General features: G+C 52.7%; 15 protein-coding genes. 11 read left to right on the forward strand and 4 right to left on the reverse strand.

Annotated elements, in window-relative coordinates:
* Nucleotides 1–8 precede the first annotated feature (8 nt).
* The 10 genes from EOS97_RS08760 to EOS97_RS08805 all read left to right on the forward strand — a co-directional run bounded on the left by EOS97_RS08760 (nucleotide 9) and on the right by EOS97_RS08805 (nucleotide 9,683).
* Complete coding sequence (locus EOS97_RS08760; RefSeq protein WP_000576112.1) at nucleotides 9–473, forward strand: YhcH/YjgK/YiaL family protein; 465 nt, start codon at nucleotides 9–11, stop codon at nucleotides 471–473.
* Nucleotides 474–496: 23 nt separating this feature from the next.
* Entirely contained in the window at nucleotides 497–1,429 is a 933-nt protein-coding gene (locus EOS97_RS08765) for a DUF4862 family protein (protein WP_000794965.1), read from the forward strand.
* A gap of 138 nt (nucleotides 1,430–1,567) precedes the next feature.
* A complete protein-coding gene (gene yiaM, locus EOS97_RS08770) occupies nucleotides 1,568–2,041 on the forward strand; it encodes a 2,3-diketo-L-gulonate TRAP transporter small permease YiaM (protein ID WP_000832313.1) in 474 nt (157 codons plus the stop codon).
* Nucleotides 2,042–2,043: 2 nt separating this feature from the next.
* Nucleotides 2,044–3,321, forward strand: a complete 1,278-nt coding sequence (gene yiaN / locus EOS97_RS08775) for a 2,3-diketo-L-gulonate TRAP transporter large permease YiaN (RefSeq protein ID WP_000301822.1) — start codon at nucleotides 2,044–2,046, stop codon at nucleotides 3,319–3,321.
* Nucleotides 3,322–3,332: 11 nt separating this feature from the next.
* On the forward strand, nucleotides 3,333–4,319 hold the full coding sequence (gene yiaO, locus EOS97_RS08780) for a 2,3-diketo-L-gulonate TRAP transporter substrate-binding protein YiaO (RefSeq protein WP_127836139.1): 987 nt from the start codon (nucleotides 3,333–3,335) through the stop codon (nucleotides 4,317–4,319).
* Between the two features lie 3 nt (nucleotides 4,320–4,322).
* Nucleotides 4,323–5,819 carry an FGGY-family carbohydrate kinase gene (locus EOS97_RS08785; protein WP_000074082.1) on the forward strand — a complete coding sequence of 499 codons (1,497 nt, stop codon included), beginning with the start codon at nucleotides 4,323–4,325 and terminating at the stop codon, nucleotides 5,817–5,819.
* On the forward strand, nucleotides 5,816–6,478 hold the full coding sequence (gene ulaD / locus EOS97_RS08790) for a 3-keto-L-gulonate-6-phosphate decarboxylase UlaD (RefSeq protein ID WP_000089540.1): 663 nt from the start codon (nucleotides 5,816–5,818) through the stop codon (nucleotides 6,476–6,478). The genes EOS97_RS08785 and ulaD overlap by 4 nt, the downstream gene beginning before the upstream one ends.
* Nucleotides 6,471–7,331 carry an L-ribulose-5-phosphate 3-epimerase gene (locus EOS97_RS08795; protein ID WP_001244040.1) on the forward strand — a complete coding sequence of 287 codons (861 nt, stop codon included), beginning with the start codon at nucleotides 6,471–6,473 and terminating at the stop codon, nucleotides 7,329–7,331. The genes ulaD and EOS97_RS08795 overlap by 8 nt, the downstream gene beginning before the upstream one ends.
* A complete protein-coding gene (araD, locus tag EOS97_RS08800) occupies nucleotides 7,325–8,020 on the forward strand; it encodes an L-ribulose-5-phosphate 4-epimerase (protein ID WP_000893168.1) in 696 nt (231 codons plus the stop codon). The genes EOS97_RS08795 and araD overlap by 7 nt, the downstream gene beginning before the upstream one ends.
* Before the next feature lie 577 nt (nucleotides 8,021–8,597).
* Entirely contained in the window at nucleotides 8,598–9,683 is a 1,086-nt protein-coding gene (locus tag EOS97_RS08805) for a type I restriction endonuclease (RefSeq protein WP_000020985.1), read from the forward strand.
* A 35-nt stretch (nucleotides 9,684–9,718) separates the two neighbouring features.
* Here EOS97_RS08805 and aldB read toward each other — a convergent pair whose 3' ends face one another.
* The gene (gene aldB / locus EOS97_RS08810) at nucleotides 9,719–11,257 is read right to left on the reverse strand and encodes an aldehyde dehydrogenase AldB (RefSeq protein ID WP_000183999.1); all 1,539 of its coding nucleotides are present in this window, start codon (nucleotides 11,255–11,257) and stop codon (nucleotides 9,719–9,721) included.
* A 168-nt stretch (nucleotides 11,258–11,425) separates the two neighbouring features.
* Between aldB and EOS97_RS08815 the strand changes: the two genes are divergently transcribed.
* Entirely contained in the window at nucleotides 11,426–12,307 is an 882-nt protein-coding gene (locus EOS97_RS08815) for an ROK family protein (protein WP_001188274.1), read from the forward strand.
* A gap of 247 nt (nucleotides 12,308–12,554) precedes the next feature.
* Here the strand turns inward: EOS97_RS08815 and selB are convergent, their stop codons facing one another.
* The 3 genes from selB to EOS97_RS08830 form a co-directional block, all read right to left on the reverse strand.
* The gene (gene selB / locus EOS97_RS08820) at nucleotides 12,555–14,405 is read right to left on the reverse strand and encodes a selenocysteine-specific translation elongation factor (RefSeq protein WP_000582407.1); all 1,851 of its coding nucleotides are present in this window, start codon (nucleotides 14,403–14,405) and stop codon (nucleotides 12,555–12,557) included.
* Nucleotides 14,402–15,793, reverse strand: a complete 1,392-nt coding sequence (gene selA / locus EOS97_RS08825; protein WP_000200199.1) for an L-seryl-tRNA(Sec) selenium transferase — start codon at nucleotides 15,791–15,793, stop codon at nucleotides 14,402–14,404. The genes selB and selA overlap by 4 nt, the downstream gene beginning before the upstream one ends.
* A 98-nt stretch (nucleotides 15,794–15,891) precedes the next feature.
* Nucleotides 15,892–16,500: a glutathione S-transferase gene (locus EOS97_RS08830; RefSeq protein ID WP_000766681.1), complete on the reverse strand. Its 609-nt coding sequence runs from the start codon at nucleotides 16,498–16,500 to the stop codon at nucleotides 15,892–15,894.
* Nucleotides 16,501–16,602: the final 102 nt, after the last annotated feature.

The raw sequence follows: 16,602 nt of genomic DNA on the forward strand, positions 1-16,602 counted from the left end.
GCCACATCATGATTTTTGGACATATCGAGCAGCCTAATCCGTGCCGGTTACCGTCGGCCATAGAGCAGGCGCTCGATTTCCTGCGCAATACGGACTTTCGCACGCTGGAACCCGGCGTAGTGGAAATCGACGGCCAAAATATCTTCGCGCAGATAATCGATATGACCACCCGCGATGCTGCTGAAAATCGTCCGGAGGTTCATCGCCGCTATCTGGATATTCAGTTTCTGGCATGGGGTGAAGAGAAAATTGGGGTTGCCATTGATACCGGTAATAATCAAATCAGCGAGTCATTATTAGAACAGCGCGATATTATTTTTTATCACGACAGTGAACATGAATCATTCATTGAAATGATACCGGGAAGTTATGCCCTGTTTTTCCCACAGGATGTTCATCGTCCAGGTTGTAATAAAAGCATTGCTACGCCGATACGGAAAATAGTCGTAAAAGTCGCCATAGACGTTTTATAAAATAGAGTTTACTGGAGCACAAAATGAAAAATAATACCGGTTATATTATCGGTGCGTACCCTTGTGCACCCTCATTTCACCAGAAGAGTGAAGAGGAAGAGACGGAATTCTGGCGGCAACTCTCTGATACTCCGGATATCCGGGGGCTGGAGCAGCCTTGTCTTGAACATCTTCACCCGCTCGGCGACGAGTGGTTATTGCGCCATACACCGGGAAACTGGCAAATCGTGGTCACCGCGATAATGGAAACCATGCGCCACCGTAGCGAAAACGGTGGTTTTGGATTAGCGTCCAGTGACGAGGAACAGCGTAAAGCCTGCGTGGAATACTACCGTCATCTTTATCAGAAGATAAATAAACTCAATGCGAAAACCCCCGGCAAAGTCATAGCCCTTGAGCTTCATGCCGCCCCGCTGGCGGGCAATCCGAACGTAGCGCAGGCAACCGACGCCTTTGCGCGCTCATTAAAAGAGATTGCCAACTGGGACTGGTCCTGCGACCTGGTGCTTGAACACTGCGACGCGATGACCGGCCCCGCACCGCGTAAAGGATTCTTACCGTTGGTAAACGTACTGGAAACTATTGCCGACTATGACATAAGCGTCTGCATTAACTGGGCGCGCTCGGCTATTGAAGGGCGGGATACCTCTCTACCGCTGATCCACACGCAGCAGGCCAAACATGCTGGAAAACTCGGGGCGCTGATGTTCTCCGGTACAACGCTGGATGGAGAATACGGCGAATGGCAGGACCTCCATGCTCCGTTTGCACCTTTCTGTCCACAAAGCCTGATGACGGAGAAACATGTTCAAGAACTGATTACCGCCGCAGCTCCCGAACTGTTGCAGTTTACCGGTATTAAATTGTTGGAAATCAATGCCAGCGCCGATATTAATCACCGCATAAATATATTACGCGATGGTATTAACATAATGAAAAAGGCCACACGCCGCTAACCTGAATTAAACATCATCACCTTAATTCTCGGCCTGCAACTCAACGTTGCGCCGACCTAATATAAACCAAACATAAGAAATTAAGTTCCACTATTCAGCATCGAAAGAGATAAGTTTCTATAACCTGATGGAGTCGTTATGAAGCGGGTACTTGAGGGCATACTTGCGGTATTAATTGCCGTACTTTCCTGCATTGTATTTATTAACGTTATTTTACGTTACGGTTTTGAGAGCAGTATTTTGTCGGTAGATGAACTATCACGTTATCTATTTGTATGGCTGACGTTTATTGGCGCCATCGTTGCATTTATGGATAACGCTCACGTTCAGGTCACTTTTGTGGTGGAAAAACTTTCGCCAGCGAATCAGCGTCGTCTCTCGCTGCTGACGCATTCACTGATTTTATTGTTATGCATCGCATTAGGCTGGGGCAGCCTGCAAAAAGCGTTGCAGGACTGGAGCGATCACTCGCCAATCCTCGGTTTACCGATCGGCCTGATGTATATCGCCTGTCTGCCCACAAGCGTTGCCATCGCGTTAATCGAGCTGCGTCGGCTTTATCACTTAATAACGCGTAACGATTCCTTTCAACAACCACAGCAAGGAGCCTAATCATGGCCGTGGTGATATTTCTCTGCTGCCTGCTCGGCGGGATCGCGATAGGTTTACCCATCGCCTGGTCGCTGCTGCTTTGCGGCGCTGCTCTGATGGCATACCTGGATATGTTTGACGTGCAGATTATGGCGCAAACTTTGGTTAACGGCGCGGACAGCTTCTCCCTGCTGGCCATTCCCTTTTTTGTTTTGGCCGGTGAAATCATGAACGCGGGCGGCCTGTCAAAGCGAATCGTCGACCTGCCGATGAAGCTGGTCGGCCATAAGCCCGGCGGCCTGGGCTACGTGGGCGTTATTGCGGCAATGATTATGGCCAGCCTTTCCGGCTCTGCGGTAGCAGATACCGCTGCGGTCGCCGCGCTGCTGGTGCCGATGATGCGCTCCGCAAACTATCCGATCAACCGCTCCGTTGGGTTAATCGCTTCCGGCGGGATCATTGCGCCAATTATTCCGCCCTCGATTCCTTTTATTATCTTCGGCGTTTCCAGCGGCTTGTCGATCAGCAAGCTGTTTATGGCCGGGATCGCACCGGGCATCATGATGGGCGCGGCGCTTATGCTCACCTGGTGGTGGCAGGCCGGGCGATTAAATCTCCCTTCTCAGCCTAAAGCAACACCGCGTGAAATCTGGCAATCATTGGTTTCAGGTATCTGGGCGCTGTTTTTACCGGTGATTATTATCGGCGGCTTCCGTTCCGGACTTTTCACGCCAACGGAAGCAGGAGCGGTTGCCGCGTTTTACGCCCTCTTTGTCGCCGTGGTTATCTATCGGGAATTAACGTTTTCCAGTCTCTACCACGTGCTGGTCAATGCCGCCAAAACGACGTCAGTCGTCATGTTTCTGGTGGCCGCGGCTCAGGTATCCGCCTGGCTGATTACGATCGCGGAATTACCCATGATGGTGTCAGATTTGCTGCAGCCGCTGGTCGACTCTCCGCGACTCTTATTTATCGTCATTATGATCTCAATTATGGTCGTCGGTATGGTGATGGACTTAACGCCAACGGTGTTAATTCTTACCCCTGTATTATTGCCATTAGTTAAAGAAGCCAATATTGACCCGATTTATTTCGGCGTTATGTTCATTATTAACTGCTCTATTGGATTAATCACACCGCCCGTTGGCAACGTCCTCAACGTTATTTCCGGGGTAGCAAAATTGAAATTTGATGACGCGGTAAGAGGCGTATTCCCTTACGTTGTCGTCCTGATGTCGCTGCTGGTTTTATTTATTTTTATTCCCGAGCTAATTATCACACCGCTTAAATGGATTAATTAAAGGATAATATTATGAAATTACACGTTATTGCTCGTTCATTATTGATAGCTGGTCTGACGGTTTTCAGCGTGTCGTCTCTGGCGGCGCAATCTTTACGTTTTGGTTATGAAACACCGCAAACTGACTCCCAACATATTGCCGCGAAAAAATTTAACGAACTATTAAAAGAAAAAACCAACGGCGAATTAACGCTAAAACTCTTTCCTGACAGCACATTAGGTAACGCCCAGGCAATGATCAGCGGGGTGCGCGGCGGAACTATTGATATGGAAATGTCCGGTTCGAACGATTTCACCGGCCTGGCCCCTGTATTCAACTTACTTGATGTCCCCTTCCTGTTTCGCGATACCGCGCATGCGCATAAAACGCTCGACGGCAAAGTCGGCGATGAACTGAAAAAATCACTCGATTCAAAAGGGTTAAAAGTCCTCGCCTACTGGGAAAACGGCTGGCGCGACGTCACCAACTCCCGCGCGCCGGTAAAAACGCCGGGCGATTTGAAAGGCTTAAAAATCCGCACTAACAACAGCCCAATGAATATCGCGGCCTTTAAAATCTTCGGCGCGAACCCTATTCCGATGCCGTTCTCCGAAGTCTATACCGGCCTCGAAACCCGTACGATTGATGCCCAGGAACACCCTATCAACGTCGTGTGGTCAGCGAAATTCTATGAGGTACAGAAATACCTCTCCCTCACTCATCACGCCTATTCGCCTCTGCTGCTGGTGATCAATAAAGCCAAATTCGACGCTTTAAGCCCGCAGTTCCAGGAGGCACTGCTGAGTTCCGCCAAAGAAGCGGGTGACTATCAGCGCAAACTGGTCGCCGAAGATCAGCAAAAAATTATCGATGGCATGAAAGAAGCCGGAGTTGAAGTCCTGACCGATATCGACCGTAAAGCCTTCAGCGATGCGCTGGGCAGCCAGGTGCGCGATATGTTCCTGAAAGACAACCCGCAGGGCGCCGATCTCCTGAAAGCCGTGGACGAGGTGCAATAAGTCATGAGCAACTACTGGCTGGGGTTAGATTGTGGTGGGAGTTGGCTAAAAGCCGGGTTGTACGATGGCGCAGGCCGGGAAGTAGCGGTGCAACGCCTGCCGCTGCACGCTTTAAGCCCGCAGCCAGGCTGGGTTGAACGCGATATGACCGAACTGTGGCAACAGTGCGGCTCGGTCATCAGCAAACTGCTGGCGCACACGGGGGTGAGCGGCTCACAAATCCGCGGTCTGGGTATTTCCGCTCAGGGTAAGGGCCTGTTCCTGTTAGATAAAAGCGATCGGCCATTAGGTAAAGCGATACTCTCTTCCGACCGTCGCGCCATGGAAATTGTCCAGCGCTGGCAAAAAGAAGCGGTTCCGCAAAAACTCTACCCGCTGACCCGACAAACTCTATGGACCGGGCATCCGGTCTCCCTTTTACGCTGGGTAAAAGAGAATGAGCCGCAGCGCTACGCGCAGATAGGCTGCGTCATGATGACGCATGACTATCTGCGCTGGTGCTTAACCGGCGTGAAAGGCTGCGAGGAGAGCAACATCTCCGAGTCCAACCTCTACAACATGGCGACGGGCCAGTACGACCCGCGTCTGACCGAATGGCTGGGCATCAGTGAAATCGATAGCGCGCTGCCCCCCGTGGTGGGTTCAGCCGAAATATGCGGGGAGATCACCGCTCAGGCAGCCGCCATCACCGGTCTGGCGGCGGGTACCCCCGTCGTCGGCGGCCTGTTTGATGTGGTTTCCACCGCCCTTTGCGCCGGTATTGAGGATGAATCAACGCTCAATGCGGTGATGGGTACCTGGGCCGTCACCAGCGGCATCGCTCACGGCCTGCGCGACCATGAGGCCCACCCTTACGTCTATGGCCGCTACGTCAATGACGGGCAGTATATCGTTCACGAAGCCAGCCCGACCTCCTCCGGCAACCTTGAATGGTTTACCGCCCAGTGGGGCTACCTCTCTTTTGACGAGATCAATCAGGCGGTCGCCAGCCTGCCGAAAGCCGGTAGCGACCTCTTTTTTCTGCCGTTTCTCTACGGCAGCAATGCCGGACTGGAGATGACCTGCGGCTTTTACGGCATGCAGGCGCTGCACACCCGCGCGCACCTGCTGCAGGCGATTTATGAAGGCGTGGTCTTCAGCCATATGACCCACCTCAACCGCATGCGTGAACGTTTTACCGACGTTTGCGCCCTGCACGTTACCGGCGGCCCGGCCCACTCCGACGTCTGGATGCAGATGCTGGCGGACGTCAGCGGTTTACGCATCGAGCTGCCGCAGGTGGAGGAGACCGGCTGCTTCGGCGCGGCGCTGGCAGCCCGCGTCGGCACCGGCGTATATCGCGATTTCCACGAGGCCCAACGCGACCTCCGGCACCCGGTGCGCACGCTGCTGCCGGACATGGCCGCGCACGCCCTCTATCAACGTAAATACCGCCAATACCAGGATTTGATTACCGCACTACAGGGCTATCACGCCCGTATTAAGGAGCACGCATTATGAGCCGACCATTACTGCAACTGGCGCTCGACCACACCAGTCTGGAAGCAGCCCAACGCGATGTCGCCCTGCTACAGGATCATGTCGATATCGTTGAGGCCGGAACCATCCTTTGTTTAACCGAAGGCCTTAGCGCGGTGAAAGCCCTGCGAGCGCAGTGCCCGGAAAAAATCATCGTCGCCGACTGGAAAGTGGCCGATGCCGGTGAAACCCTGGCGCAGCAGGCTTTTAGCGCTGGCGCTAACTGGATGACTATCATCTGCGCTGCGCCGCTCGCGACCGTCGAGAAAGGCCATGCCGTTGCCCAGTCCTGCGGCGGTGAAATTCAAATGGAACTGTTCGGCAACTGGACGCTGGACGACGCCCGAGACTGGTATCGCGTCGGGGTTCGCCAGGCGATTTACCACCGCGGACGCGATGCGCAGGCCAGCGGGCAACAGTGGGGAGAAGCGGACCTGGCACGCATGAAGGCGTTGTCCGACATCGGCCTTGAACTATCGATTACCGGCGGCATTACCCCAGTGGATCTGCCGCTGTTCCGCGACATTAACGTTAAGGCATTTATCGCTGGGCGCGCGCTGGCAGGTGCCGCCCATCCGGCGCAGGTCGCCGCCGAATTCCACGCCCAAATTGACGCCATCTGGGGAGAAAAGCATGCGTAATCATCCATTAGGTATTTACGAGAAAGCCCTGGCGAAAGATCTCAGTTGGCCGGAGCGGCTGGTGCTGGCAAAAAGCTGCGGTTTTGATTTTGTTGAGATGTCGGTGGATGAAACGGATGAACGCCTTTCGCGCCTCGAATGGACCTCGGCTCAGCGCGCATCGCTGGTGAGCGCGATGCTGGAAAGCGGCGTCGCCATCCCGTCGATGTGCCTCTCCGCCCATCGTCGATTCCCTTTTGGCAGCCGCGACGAAGCGGTACGCGAGCGGGCGCGTGAAATCATGACCAAAGCCATTCGCCTGGCGCGCGACCTGGGGATCCGCACCATCCAGCTGGCAGGTTACGACGTCTATTACGAAGAGCACGACGAAGGCACCCAGCAACGTTTCGCCGAAGGGCTGGCGTGGGCGGTGGAACAGGCCGCAGCGGCGCAGGTGATGCTGGCGGTGGAGATCATGGATACCGCGTTTATGAACTCCATCAGCAAGTGGAAAAAGTGGGACGAGATGCTTTCGTCACCGTGGTTCACCGTCTACCCGGACGTCGGCAACCTCAGCGCCTGGGGGAACGACGTCACCGCCGAGCTGAAGCTGGGTATCGACCGTATCGCCGCTATCCACCTGAAAGACACGCTGCCGGTGACCGGTGACAGCCCCGGCCAGTTCCGCGACGTGCCGTTTGGCGAAGGATGCGTTGATTTTGTGGGCATTTTTAAAACGCTGCATGAGCTGAATTATCGCGGTTCATTTCTGATTGAGATGTGGACAGAGAAAGCCAGTGAGCCGGTGCTGGAAATTATCCAGGCCCGACGCTGGATTGAATCACGGATGCAGGAAGGAGGTTTCACATGTTAGAGCAACTGAAAGCCGAGGTGCTGGCGGCCAACCTGGCCCTCCCGGCGCACGGGCTGGTCACCTTTACCTGGGGCAACGTCAGCGCGGTCGATGAGACGCGCAAGCTAATGGTCATTAAGCCTTCCGGCGTCGAATATGAGGTGATGACCGCCGACGATATGGTGGTGGTAGAGATCGCCAACGGTAAGGTCGTTGAAGGCAACAAAAAACCGTCGTCCGATACCGCGACCCATCTGGCGCTCTATCGCCGCTATCCGCAGATCGGTGGGATCGTGCATACCCATTCCCGCCATGCGACGATCTGGTCGCAGGCCGGGCTCGATCTGCCCGCCTGGGGCACCACCCACGCCGACTATTTCTATGGCGCAATCCCCTGTACCCGACTGATGACCGTTGAGGAAATTAACGGCGAGTACGAGTATCAGACCGGCGAGGTGATTATTAAAACCTTTGAAGAGCGCGGTCTGGATCCGGCGCAAATCCCGGCGGTATTGGTTCATTCGCACGGCCCGTTTGCCTGGGGTAAAAATGCCGCCGATGCCGTCCACAACGCCGTGGTGCTTGAGGAATGTGCCTATATGGGGCTGTTCTCGCGCCAGCTGGCCCCGCAGCTACCGGATATGCAGCCTGAACTGCTCGATAAACACTATCTGCGTAAACACGGCGCGAATGCCTATTACGGGCAGTAATACTACCGCTCCCGTGTCTTATCCGGCCTACAGAACAGTGTAACGCGCGTAGGTCGGATAAGCGTAGTCATCATCAAGCACTATTATATCGGATACACCGTAACATACCTTTATCTCTGGACAGTATAACGCAGAAATCTTTTTCAATAATTTCTTGAATAAGAATTTCCTTAATTCATACCCTTCTACCAAGTGCTATTGCCCAAGAGAGTTTTATCGTTCACGGCTACCCGAACGCTCGCCAGAATACATTTTACTTGCTAATAGTCCCAAATCTAGTGCTTACTAAACCAAAGCCACAAAATCAGGTGAATGAAAAATAATCCATATTGTAACATTACTGTTAAACCAGATAAATAAGCCTATAGAATCTATGACCTGGATCCTTTTTTCATTCATTTATTAATAAATTTCAAAGAAGTAGAGTTACTATACTATTCTTGCAATATATCTAATCTCTTGAATGGCATCATATTAATTAGTTATCACCACCAATAGATAAAAAATATATTACTAAATTTTATTTTATTCATACATTAATAAACCACAGATATGAAAAGATACTTAAGGAGCTTTTATGTCCATTGAATTTATGGAAAAACTAAATACATTGACATCAAAAATAAAACAACAATCTGGTGCTATAGAAACCGAAGAAGCCACAAAAAATGCTTTTGTTATGCCATTTATTAATAACGTGCTTGGTTATGATGTTTTTGATCCTACCGAAGTTATTCCAGAATTTGTATGTGATATTGGTACTAAAAAAGGTGAAAAAATAGACTATGCCATATTAAAAAATGGTGAGGTTCAGATATTGATCGAATGTAAAAAAATTGGCGAACCACTTAATATAAATCATGCTTCTCAACTGTTCCGCTATTTTCACGTTACCAATGCCAGAATATCTATATTAACTAATGGTCAAGAATATAAATTTTTCACAGACTTAGATGCACCTAATAAAATGGATGAAAAACCGTTTCTTGAAATTAATCTTACCGATTTAGACGAAACGGTTGTTCCAGAAATAAAAAAACTAACAAAAACAGCGTTCGATTTAGAATCAATAATAAATGCTGCAGGAGAATTAAAATACGTTAGCCTGATTAAGAAACTTCTTCATACCCAAATGAATGCTCCTGAAGAAGAATTTGTAAAATTTTTTGCATCGAGAATATATGATGGCATGTTAACGCAAAAAGTTAAAGATACTTTTACATTATTAACAAAAAAAGCAGCCAGTCAATATATTAACAATCAAATTAATGAAAGATTAAAATCAGCTATGGGTGGGAACTCTGCACTACATATAGATCCATCCATTCAAAACGATGCGACAGATAACTCAGTTATAAGTAAAGAAGAGATTGATATTACAACAACAATGGACGAAATTGAAGGATTCCATATTATTAAGGCGATCGCAAGAACAGTAATAGATGCTCCCAGAATCGTACATAGAGATACAAAAAGTTATTTTGGTATATTGATCGATGACAACAATAGAAAACCACTATGCCGCCTGCATTTTAATCGCACGCAAAAATATATAGGTTTATTTGATTTAGAAAAAAATGAGACACGTCATCCAATTGAAACTTTAGATGATATCTATGCTTTTAGTAATGAGCTAAAAGCAACGGCGGCTTTATATAGCTAAAAAAAGTAGGCAGCATGTCGCTGCCTACCTGGTAGTTAAAACAGCCCCAGCGGCTTATCGGAATAGCTCACCAGCAGGCACTTGGTTTGCTGGTAGTGTTCCAGCATCATCTTATGCGTTTCGCGCCCGATGCCCGACTGTTTATAGCCGCCAAACGCCGCATGTGCCGGATAGGCGTGATAGCAGTTGGTCCACACGCGCCCGGCCTGAATGCCGCGCCCCATCTTATAGGCCAGATTGCCGTTGCGGCTCCAGACGCCAGCGCCCAGGCCGTATTGGGTATCGTTAGCGATTTCCAGCGCCTCCTCCATGGTTTTAAAGGTGGTTACCGCCAGCACCGGGCCAAAGATCTCCTCCTGAAAGACGCGCATATTGTTCTTACCAAACAGGATAGTAGGCTCAAGGTAATAGCCCTCTTTAAGTTCGCCATCCAGCTCCTTGCGTCGCCCACCGGTCAGAATATCGGCCCCCTCTTTTTTACCGATATCGATATAATTGAGGATAGTCTCAAGCTGGCCGTGGGAGACCTGCGCCCCCATCTGTGTACCGCTATCTAGCGGGTTCCCGCTGCGAATGCTCTCTACCCGGCGAATAGCGCGCTCCATAAAGCGCTCATAGATGGACTCCTGGACCAGCGCACGGCTTGGACAGGTACACACCTCGCCCTGGTTAAAGGCAAACAGGGCAAATCCCTCCAGCGCTTTATCAAAGAACGCATCTTCCTCATCCATCACGTCAGCAAAGAAGATATTGGGCGATTTACCGCCTAACTCCAGCGTCACAGGAATAATATTCTGCGTGGCGTACTGCATGATCTGTTGACCCACTTCCGTCGAACCGGTAAACGCCACCTTCGCGATACGTTTCGAGGTCGCCAGATATTCGCCAATCTCGCCGCCCGCGCCGTTCACGACGTTGACGACGCCCGGCGGTAACAGATCGCCAATGACTTCCATTAACAGCAAAACGGAAAGCGGCGTCAGGCGTGCCGGTTTAAGCACCACACAGTTACCCGCCGCCAGCGCTGGCGCCATTTTCCAGCTTGCCATCAACAACGGAAAGTTCCACGGGATTATCTGCCCCACGACGCCAAGCGGTTCGTGAAAATGGTAGGCCACGGTTTCGCTATCAACTTCGCTGATCCCGCCCTCCTGCGCACGTATACAGGAGGCGAAATAGCGGAAATGATCGATCGCCAGCGGTACGTCGGCGGCGCTGGTTTCACGAATCGGTTTACCGTTATCCCAGGTTTCCGCTGTCGCCAACAGTTCGAGGTTTTGTTCCATCCGATCGGCGATCTTAAACAAGATAGCGGCACGGTCTTGTACTGACGTATGCGCCCACTTATCTTTCGCCTTATGCGCGGCGTCGAGCGCTAAATCGATATCTTTTTTACCGGAGGAAGCGACTTCACATAGCGGCTGGCCGGTCACTGGCGTCAGGTTTTGATAATATTCGCCGTCGGCGGGCGCAACCCAGTCACCGCCAATAAAATTGTCATAGCGGGCTTTTAACTTCAGTGGGTACCCGTATTCACTTGGCTGAATACGTGTTGAAGGGGGATTGTTCGTCATGACCAACTCCTTATTGTAAAGGTACTCCACAAGGGTAGACGGTACTGGTGAATTTTTCGCCAATGGTTTCCCGCTTTACGACAGCAATCACGAATTACTTTCCTTTACGTTTCTCCGTCTGGTTTTAGCCATACTAAACAGGTGCCTGTTTAACGTACGGAGAACACTATGCAGCAATATATCGGCATTGATGTGGGAGGAACTCACGTCAAATATGGCGTGATTAACAGTGACGGCGAAGAATTAACCCATCATCAATTCGATACGCCAGAGGACGCCTCCACGTTTACCCGCAAATGGCAGGATGTGGTGGCGCGTTGCCAACAGGACTATGACATTGCGGCAATCGGGGTCAGTTTCCCCGGCCATATTAATCCCCATAACGGTCATGCGGCAAAAGCGGGCGCGCTGGCTTACCTGGATGACGTCAACCTGATGGAGTTGTTCAGCGGGCTGACCGATCTGCCGCTGGTCGTGGAGAACGACGCGAACTGCGCGGCGCTGGGCGAAATGTGGCGAGGCGCCGGGCAGCATTATGAAAACATGGTCTGTATCACCATTGGAACCGGCATTGGCGGCGGTATTATCGTCGGACGAGAACTGTATCGCGGCGCACATTTCCATGCCGGTGAATTCGGCGTCATGCCGGTCGGGAATAATGGCGAAAGTATGCATAAGATCGCGTCAACCAGCGGATTAATGGCGTCGTGCCGCCAGGCGCTGGCGCTGCCCGCCGAAGAGATGCCGCCTGCGGATGTGATCTTCGAACGAATGGCGACCGATGTTCATCTGCGTGAGGCGGTCAATGACTGGGCGCGTTATCTGTCACGCGGCGTTTACAGCGTGATCTCTATGTTTGATCCGGGCGTGGTGCTGATCGGCGGAGGAATAAGCGAACAGGAAAAGCTCTACCCGCTCCTGACGCGGCATCTTGAAACGTTTGAAATGTGGGAGGCGCTCCAGGTACCGATTCAGCCCTGCCAACTGGGAAATCAGGCGGGCAGGCTGGGCGCCGTCTGGCTGGCGCAGCAAAAGCTCGACCGAGGCTAACGAGTTACGCCTTATCCGGCCTGCATCGTCTACGCAGGCCCGGTAAGCGTCCGCGCCACCGGGCAAAGGCGTTACATCGCCGCGCGATAAATTTCCACAATCTCATCGTGAGTCGCCTGACTAAGGCGCAAAGAATATGGGCAAAACTATTCTGATAACAGGTTCACGCTGGCTATTTTAAGAAGCCAGAAAAATAAAAAGCAACGCAATAATTGTATTGCTTCATTTGTTATTTAATTTAACCATTTCATTCTTTTTGCGGAAATAATAACGCATCACGTAATAAATGATCATTCCCACGACGTCGTGTAAATCCAATCCGGTCAAAATATTCAAGGATCTGAATGGCCAGTTTCCGCCCTACATTCAGCCTGTCGCGAAAATCCGCCGCACACGTTGATCCTCTCTCTTGATCCAGCTCGCGGATCATATTGGCGAAAGCGACTATCCGATCGTTACGATAGTACCGATCTTTTACGATCGCAGTAATGATGCCTTGCTGTGCCGCCTGCCGCAGCACCAGCCGCATCAATTGTTCTTCCGTTCCGGTCTCTTTCGCCAGATCGCGTACCCACCAGGGCTCATCGCCAAATAGCGGTTCAACTTTTTGCCAGACGGCCTGCTGCTCATCGCTAAATCCTGCTTTATGATCCGGCAGATGCAACCAACCGTGATGGCTATGAATCAGGCCGTCGTCGCGCATCCGCTCGATCAGCATCAGGACCAGCGCTTCATCTTCCATTGGCAGGGCCATGCGGCGTAAACGCTCGCGTCCCGGCCCCGGTTCATCGCGGTGCTGTTCGTGGTAGGTCGCCAGCGTATCAAGAATCTTACGCTGCCAGCGGGCGGCGACGGGCGCGCTTAACAGATTGTCTCCGGCCTGGATAAAACCATGTTGCTCAATAAGCTGACGCATACCGACAGGATTAAGCTGACGCGCCCAACCGAAATCCGGCAGGTTGACGGCGCCGCGTTCCAGATGAATGGCCAACGCCGCGCTATCGTCCTGCGCGTCGGCAAGCGTTGAAAGCCAGTGCAAATAATCTGGCTTACGTTTACCGCGACGCGGCGCCTTAAGCGTCACCACGCGTGCGCCGGCAAGGGTGGCACGTGCGGAAATATCACGCAGCACCAGTCTGTCATTATCGGCCAGCCACAACGGCGTATCAAAGATCAGCTCGGCCAGCCCGCCTTCCAGCAAAGAGACGCGACCGGTCACATGGCTGGCGGCATGGTGAATATGTAGCGGCTGCCATTGGGAAAGCGGCGCATGAAGCGCCAGAGAAACGATCACCCGGGAAAAAGCCTCCCCCACCGGCGCATCCGAAAGCAGCCAGTCGCCGCGGTTAAGCTGCTCCTTCTCCGCATCGCCCGCAATATTGAACGCAATACGTTGCCCGGCATACGCATGGTCGGTGGGCTGATTTTGCGCGTGTAGACTTCGTACGCGCATCGGCGTATTAACGCCGGTCAACCATAGCGTATCGCCCACGTTTACCTCTCCGCTCAGCGCCGTTCCGGTCACCACCAGTCCCGCCCCTTTCACCGTAAACGCACGGTCGATAGCCAGACGGAAGCGATGCTGCGCGGCGTGCGAACGTGCAGGAAGTTGCTGTAAATGAGCGCGAAGTTCTGCAATACCGCGTCCTTCATTGGCGGCGGTGACAAATAAAACGGTATCGGCGAAGCCATAGTTGTCGAGCGCCGCCAGTACCTCTTCACGTACTTCACTGATACGCGCCTCGTCCACGCGATCGGCTTTGGTCAGCGCGACGGTGAGCTGGAGATTGCCCGTCAGTTGCAGGATCTGTAAATGCTCGCGCGTTTGCGCCATGACGCCGTCATCACAGGCGACCACCAGCAAAGCGTGATCAATACCGCCTACGCCCGCCAGCATGTTAGAGAGGAATTTTTCATGTCCAGGCACATCGATAAAGCCCAGCACACGACCATCCGGCTGCGGCCAATAGGCGTAGCCCAGATCGATAGTCATCCCGCGTTTTTTCTCTTCCGGCAGGCGATCGGCATTGACTCCGGTAATCGCCTGGAGCAACGTCGTTTTACCGTGGTCTACGTGTCCGGCAGTTGCAATAATCATTTCAGCATCATCTCCATAAACCGGCTTTCGTCTTCAAGACAGCGCATATCCAGCCATAAACGGCCATCATAAATTCGGCCAATGACCGGTACAGGCAGCGTGCGCCAGCGGGCCGCCAGCGCCTCCAGCCGACTACCACGCCCGTCGTGCGGGGTAAAGGTCATGGCGGCGCTGGGAAGGCGGTCTACCGGTAATGAACCGCTGCCGATTTGCGACAGGCAGGGTTTAACCTCCAGCGCAAATTCATCGCCGTAACGTGCCGCCAGCCGCGCCTGTAACCGCTGCGCTTGTTCGCGAATCGACGCTTCACTGCGAGTTAACAGACGCAGGGTGGGTAATTTCTCCGCCAACGCTTCCGGGTGCAGATACAGACGTAACGTTGCCTCCAGCGCCGCCAGCGTCATTTTATCCGCGCGCAGAGCGCGTTTCAGCGGATGGCTTTGCAGTTGGGCAATCATCGCTTTTTTGCCGACGATAATCCCGGCCTGCGGCCCGCCCAGCAACTTATCGCCGGAGAAGCTTACCAGGCTGACGCCTGCGGCAATGAGCTGCTGCGGCATCGGCTCTTTGGGTAAGCCATATTGACTTAAATCCACCAGCGAACCGCTGCCCAGATCCGCCACCACCGGAATATCCAGCTCTCGCCCGATTTCCGCCAGTTCCGCTTCCTCTACCGTTTTGGTAAAGCCCTCAATGCTGTAATTACTGGTATGCACCTTCATCAACAGCCCGGTATTTTCATTTACCGCCTGACGGTAATCTTTCGCGTGCGTCCGGTTGGTGGTGCCCACTTCATGCAGCGTACAGCCCGCCTGGCGCATAACATCCGGAATACGAAACGCGCCGCCGATTTCGACCAGCTCGCCACGCGAAACTACCACCTCTTTGCCGCTGGCGGTCGCCGCCAGCATCAGCAATACCGCCGCCGCATTGTTATTGACAATACAGGCGTCCTCCGCCCCGGTGATTCGGCATAACAGCGTCGCCAACGCCCGGTCGCGATGCCCCCGCCCGGCGCCATCTAAATCGTATTCCAGCGTCACCGGCGCGCGCATCGCCTGCGTTACCGCCTCAATCGCTTCTTGCGCCTGCAATGCGCGGCCAAGATTGGTGTGCAACACCGTCCCCGTCAGGTTAATCACCGGGCGCAGCGCGCTTTGCGCCGCATTTTCCAGCCGGAGTTTCGCCTCTTGCGCCCAGTCTGCGTACCAGTCGGGAAGCGTTTGCGTATTCCGGATGACGTCGCGCGCGTCGTCAAGCATCCGCCTAAGCAGATCAACCACCTGGGTATGGCCATACCGATTGCGCAGAGAAAGAAAAGCGCTATCGTGCAATAAGCGATCGATAGCAGGAAGCTGGCTGTAGAGTGTACGCGTTTCGCTTGTCATGAAAATGCCTGGCTGTTGGTGGCCCTCTCCTGGCGGGAGAGGGATATCGACATAAGGGGGATTGTAACGTGAGTTTGCTCAGGCGGACATAATGCGCGTCAAGCCTTTGGCGCTTCGGTGCGGGCAAAGCTTTCGCGTTGAAAAAGCGTTTCGACCAGTTTGACCAGGTGGGGGCGGCTAACACACCAGCCAGGCGCGACCCGGCGGAAGTTGAGATAGCCTACCGCACAGGCAATCGCGATAGTCGCCAGATTGACCGTATCCGTTTTTAGCGTCCCGTCGCTCAGATAACTTTCGAGCATATCCAGGCTGCGGTTGATTTTTTCCCGCTGGCGCAGCAGTTCCGTTTCCGATTGTTGCGCCGCCGGACGCGCCTGTTCGCGTACAGAAACCAACGCTGCATCCATAATGCCGTCAGCCAACGCTTCAAGCTGGCGAACTTTAAGCGCTGCCATCGGGTCACGCGGGAGCATCGCTGGCGCGATATCCAGCAGCTCAATATATTCCGCGATGATCGGCGAATCGAACCAATACTCGCCTTTCTCCGTCACCAGCGCTGGCACCTTACCCAGAGGGTTGTATTGCGCCACGCCGTTATCCGCCTCGTAGGGTAGTTCATTAATAAATTCGAAGGTAATGCCTTTTTCGAGTAGCAGAACAGAGATTTTGCGCACAAAAGGGCTGGTGTAGCTACCGATGAGTTTCATGCCGTGTCCTTTTTGCCAACCAGTAAAAATCATAGTATGGCTCAAATAAGACGAAAAGAGACACAAAAGGAGGTTGCTGAATGACATAACGTGAGAGGGCTC

The sequence above is a fragment of the Salmonella sp. SSDFZ54 genome (assembly GCF_004010735.1).
GTDB classification, from domain to species: Bacteria; Pseudomonadota; Gammaproteobacteria; order Enterobacterales; family Enterobacteriaceae; genus Salmonella; species Salmonella enterica.

Coding starts and splice junctions, on each gene's coding strand:
- EOS97_RS08760 (WP_000576112.1), top strand. CDS start 9: ATGATTTTTGGACATATCGAGCAGCCTAATCCGTGCCGGTTACCGTCG.
- EOS97_RS08765 (WP_000794965.1), top strand. CDS start 497: ATGAAAAATAATACCGGTTATATTATCGGTGCGTACCCTTGTGCACCC.
- yiaM (WP_000832313.1), top strand. CDS start 1,568: ATGAAGCGGGTACTTGAGGGCATACTTGCGGTATTAATTGCCGTACTT.
- yiaN (WP_000301822.1), top strand. CDS start 2,044: ATGGCCGTGGTGATATTTCTCTGCTGCCTGCTCGGCGGGATCGCGATA.
- yiaO (WP_127836139.1), top strand. CDS start 3,333: ATGAAATTACACGTTATTGCTCGTTCATTATTGATAGCTGGTCTGACG.
- EOS97_RS08785 (WP_000074082.1), top strand. CDS start 4,323: ATGAGCAACTACTGGCTGGGGTTAGATTGTGGTGGGAGTTGGCTAAAA.
- ulaD (WP_000089540.1), top strand. CDS start 5,816: ATGAGCCGACCATTACTGCAACTGGCGCTCGACCACACCAGTCTGGAA.
- EOS97_RS08795 (WP_001244040.1), top strand. CDS start 6,471: ATGCGTAATCATCCATTAGGTATTTACGAGAAAGCCCTGGCGAAAGAT.
- araD (WP_000893168.1), top strand. CDS start 7,325: ATGTTAGAGCAACTGAAAGCCGAGGTGCTGGCGGCCAACCTGGCCCTC.
- EOS97_RS08805 (WP_000020985.1), top strand. CDS start 8,598: ATGTCCATTGAATTTATGGAAAAACTAAATACATTGACATCAAAAATA.
- aldB (WP_000183999.1), bottom strand. CDS start 11,257: ATGACGAACAATCCCCCTTCAACACGTATTCAGCCAAGTGAATACGGG.
- EOS97_RS08815 (WP_001188274.1), top strand. CDS start 11,426: ATGCAGCAATATATCGGCATTGATGTGGGAGGAACTCACGTCAAATAT.
- selB (WP_000582407.1), bottom strand. CDS start 14,405: ATGATTATTGCAACTGCCGGACACGTAGACCACGGTAAAACGACGTTG.
- selA (WP_000200199.1), bottom strand. CDS start 15,793: ATGACAAGCGAAACGCGTACACTCTACAGCCAGCTTCCTGCTATCGAT.
- EOS97_RS08830 (WP_000766681.1), bottom strand. CDS start 16,500: ATGAAACTCATCGGTAGCTACACCAGCCCTTTTGTGCGCAAAATCTCT.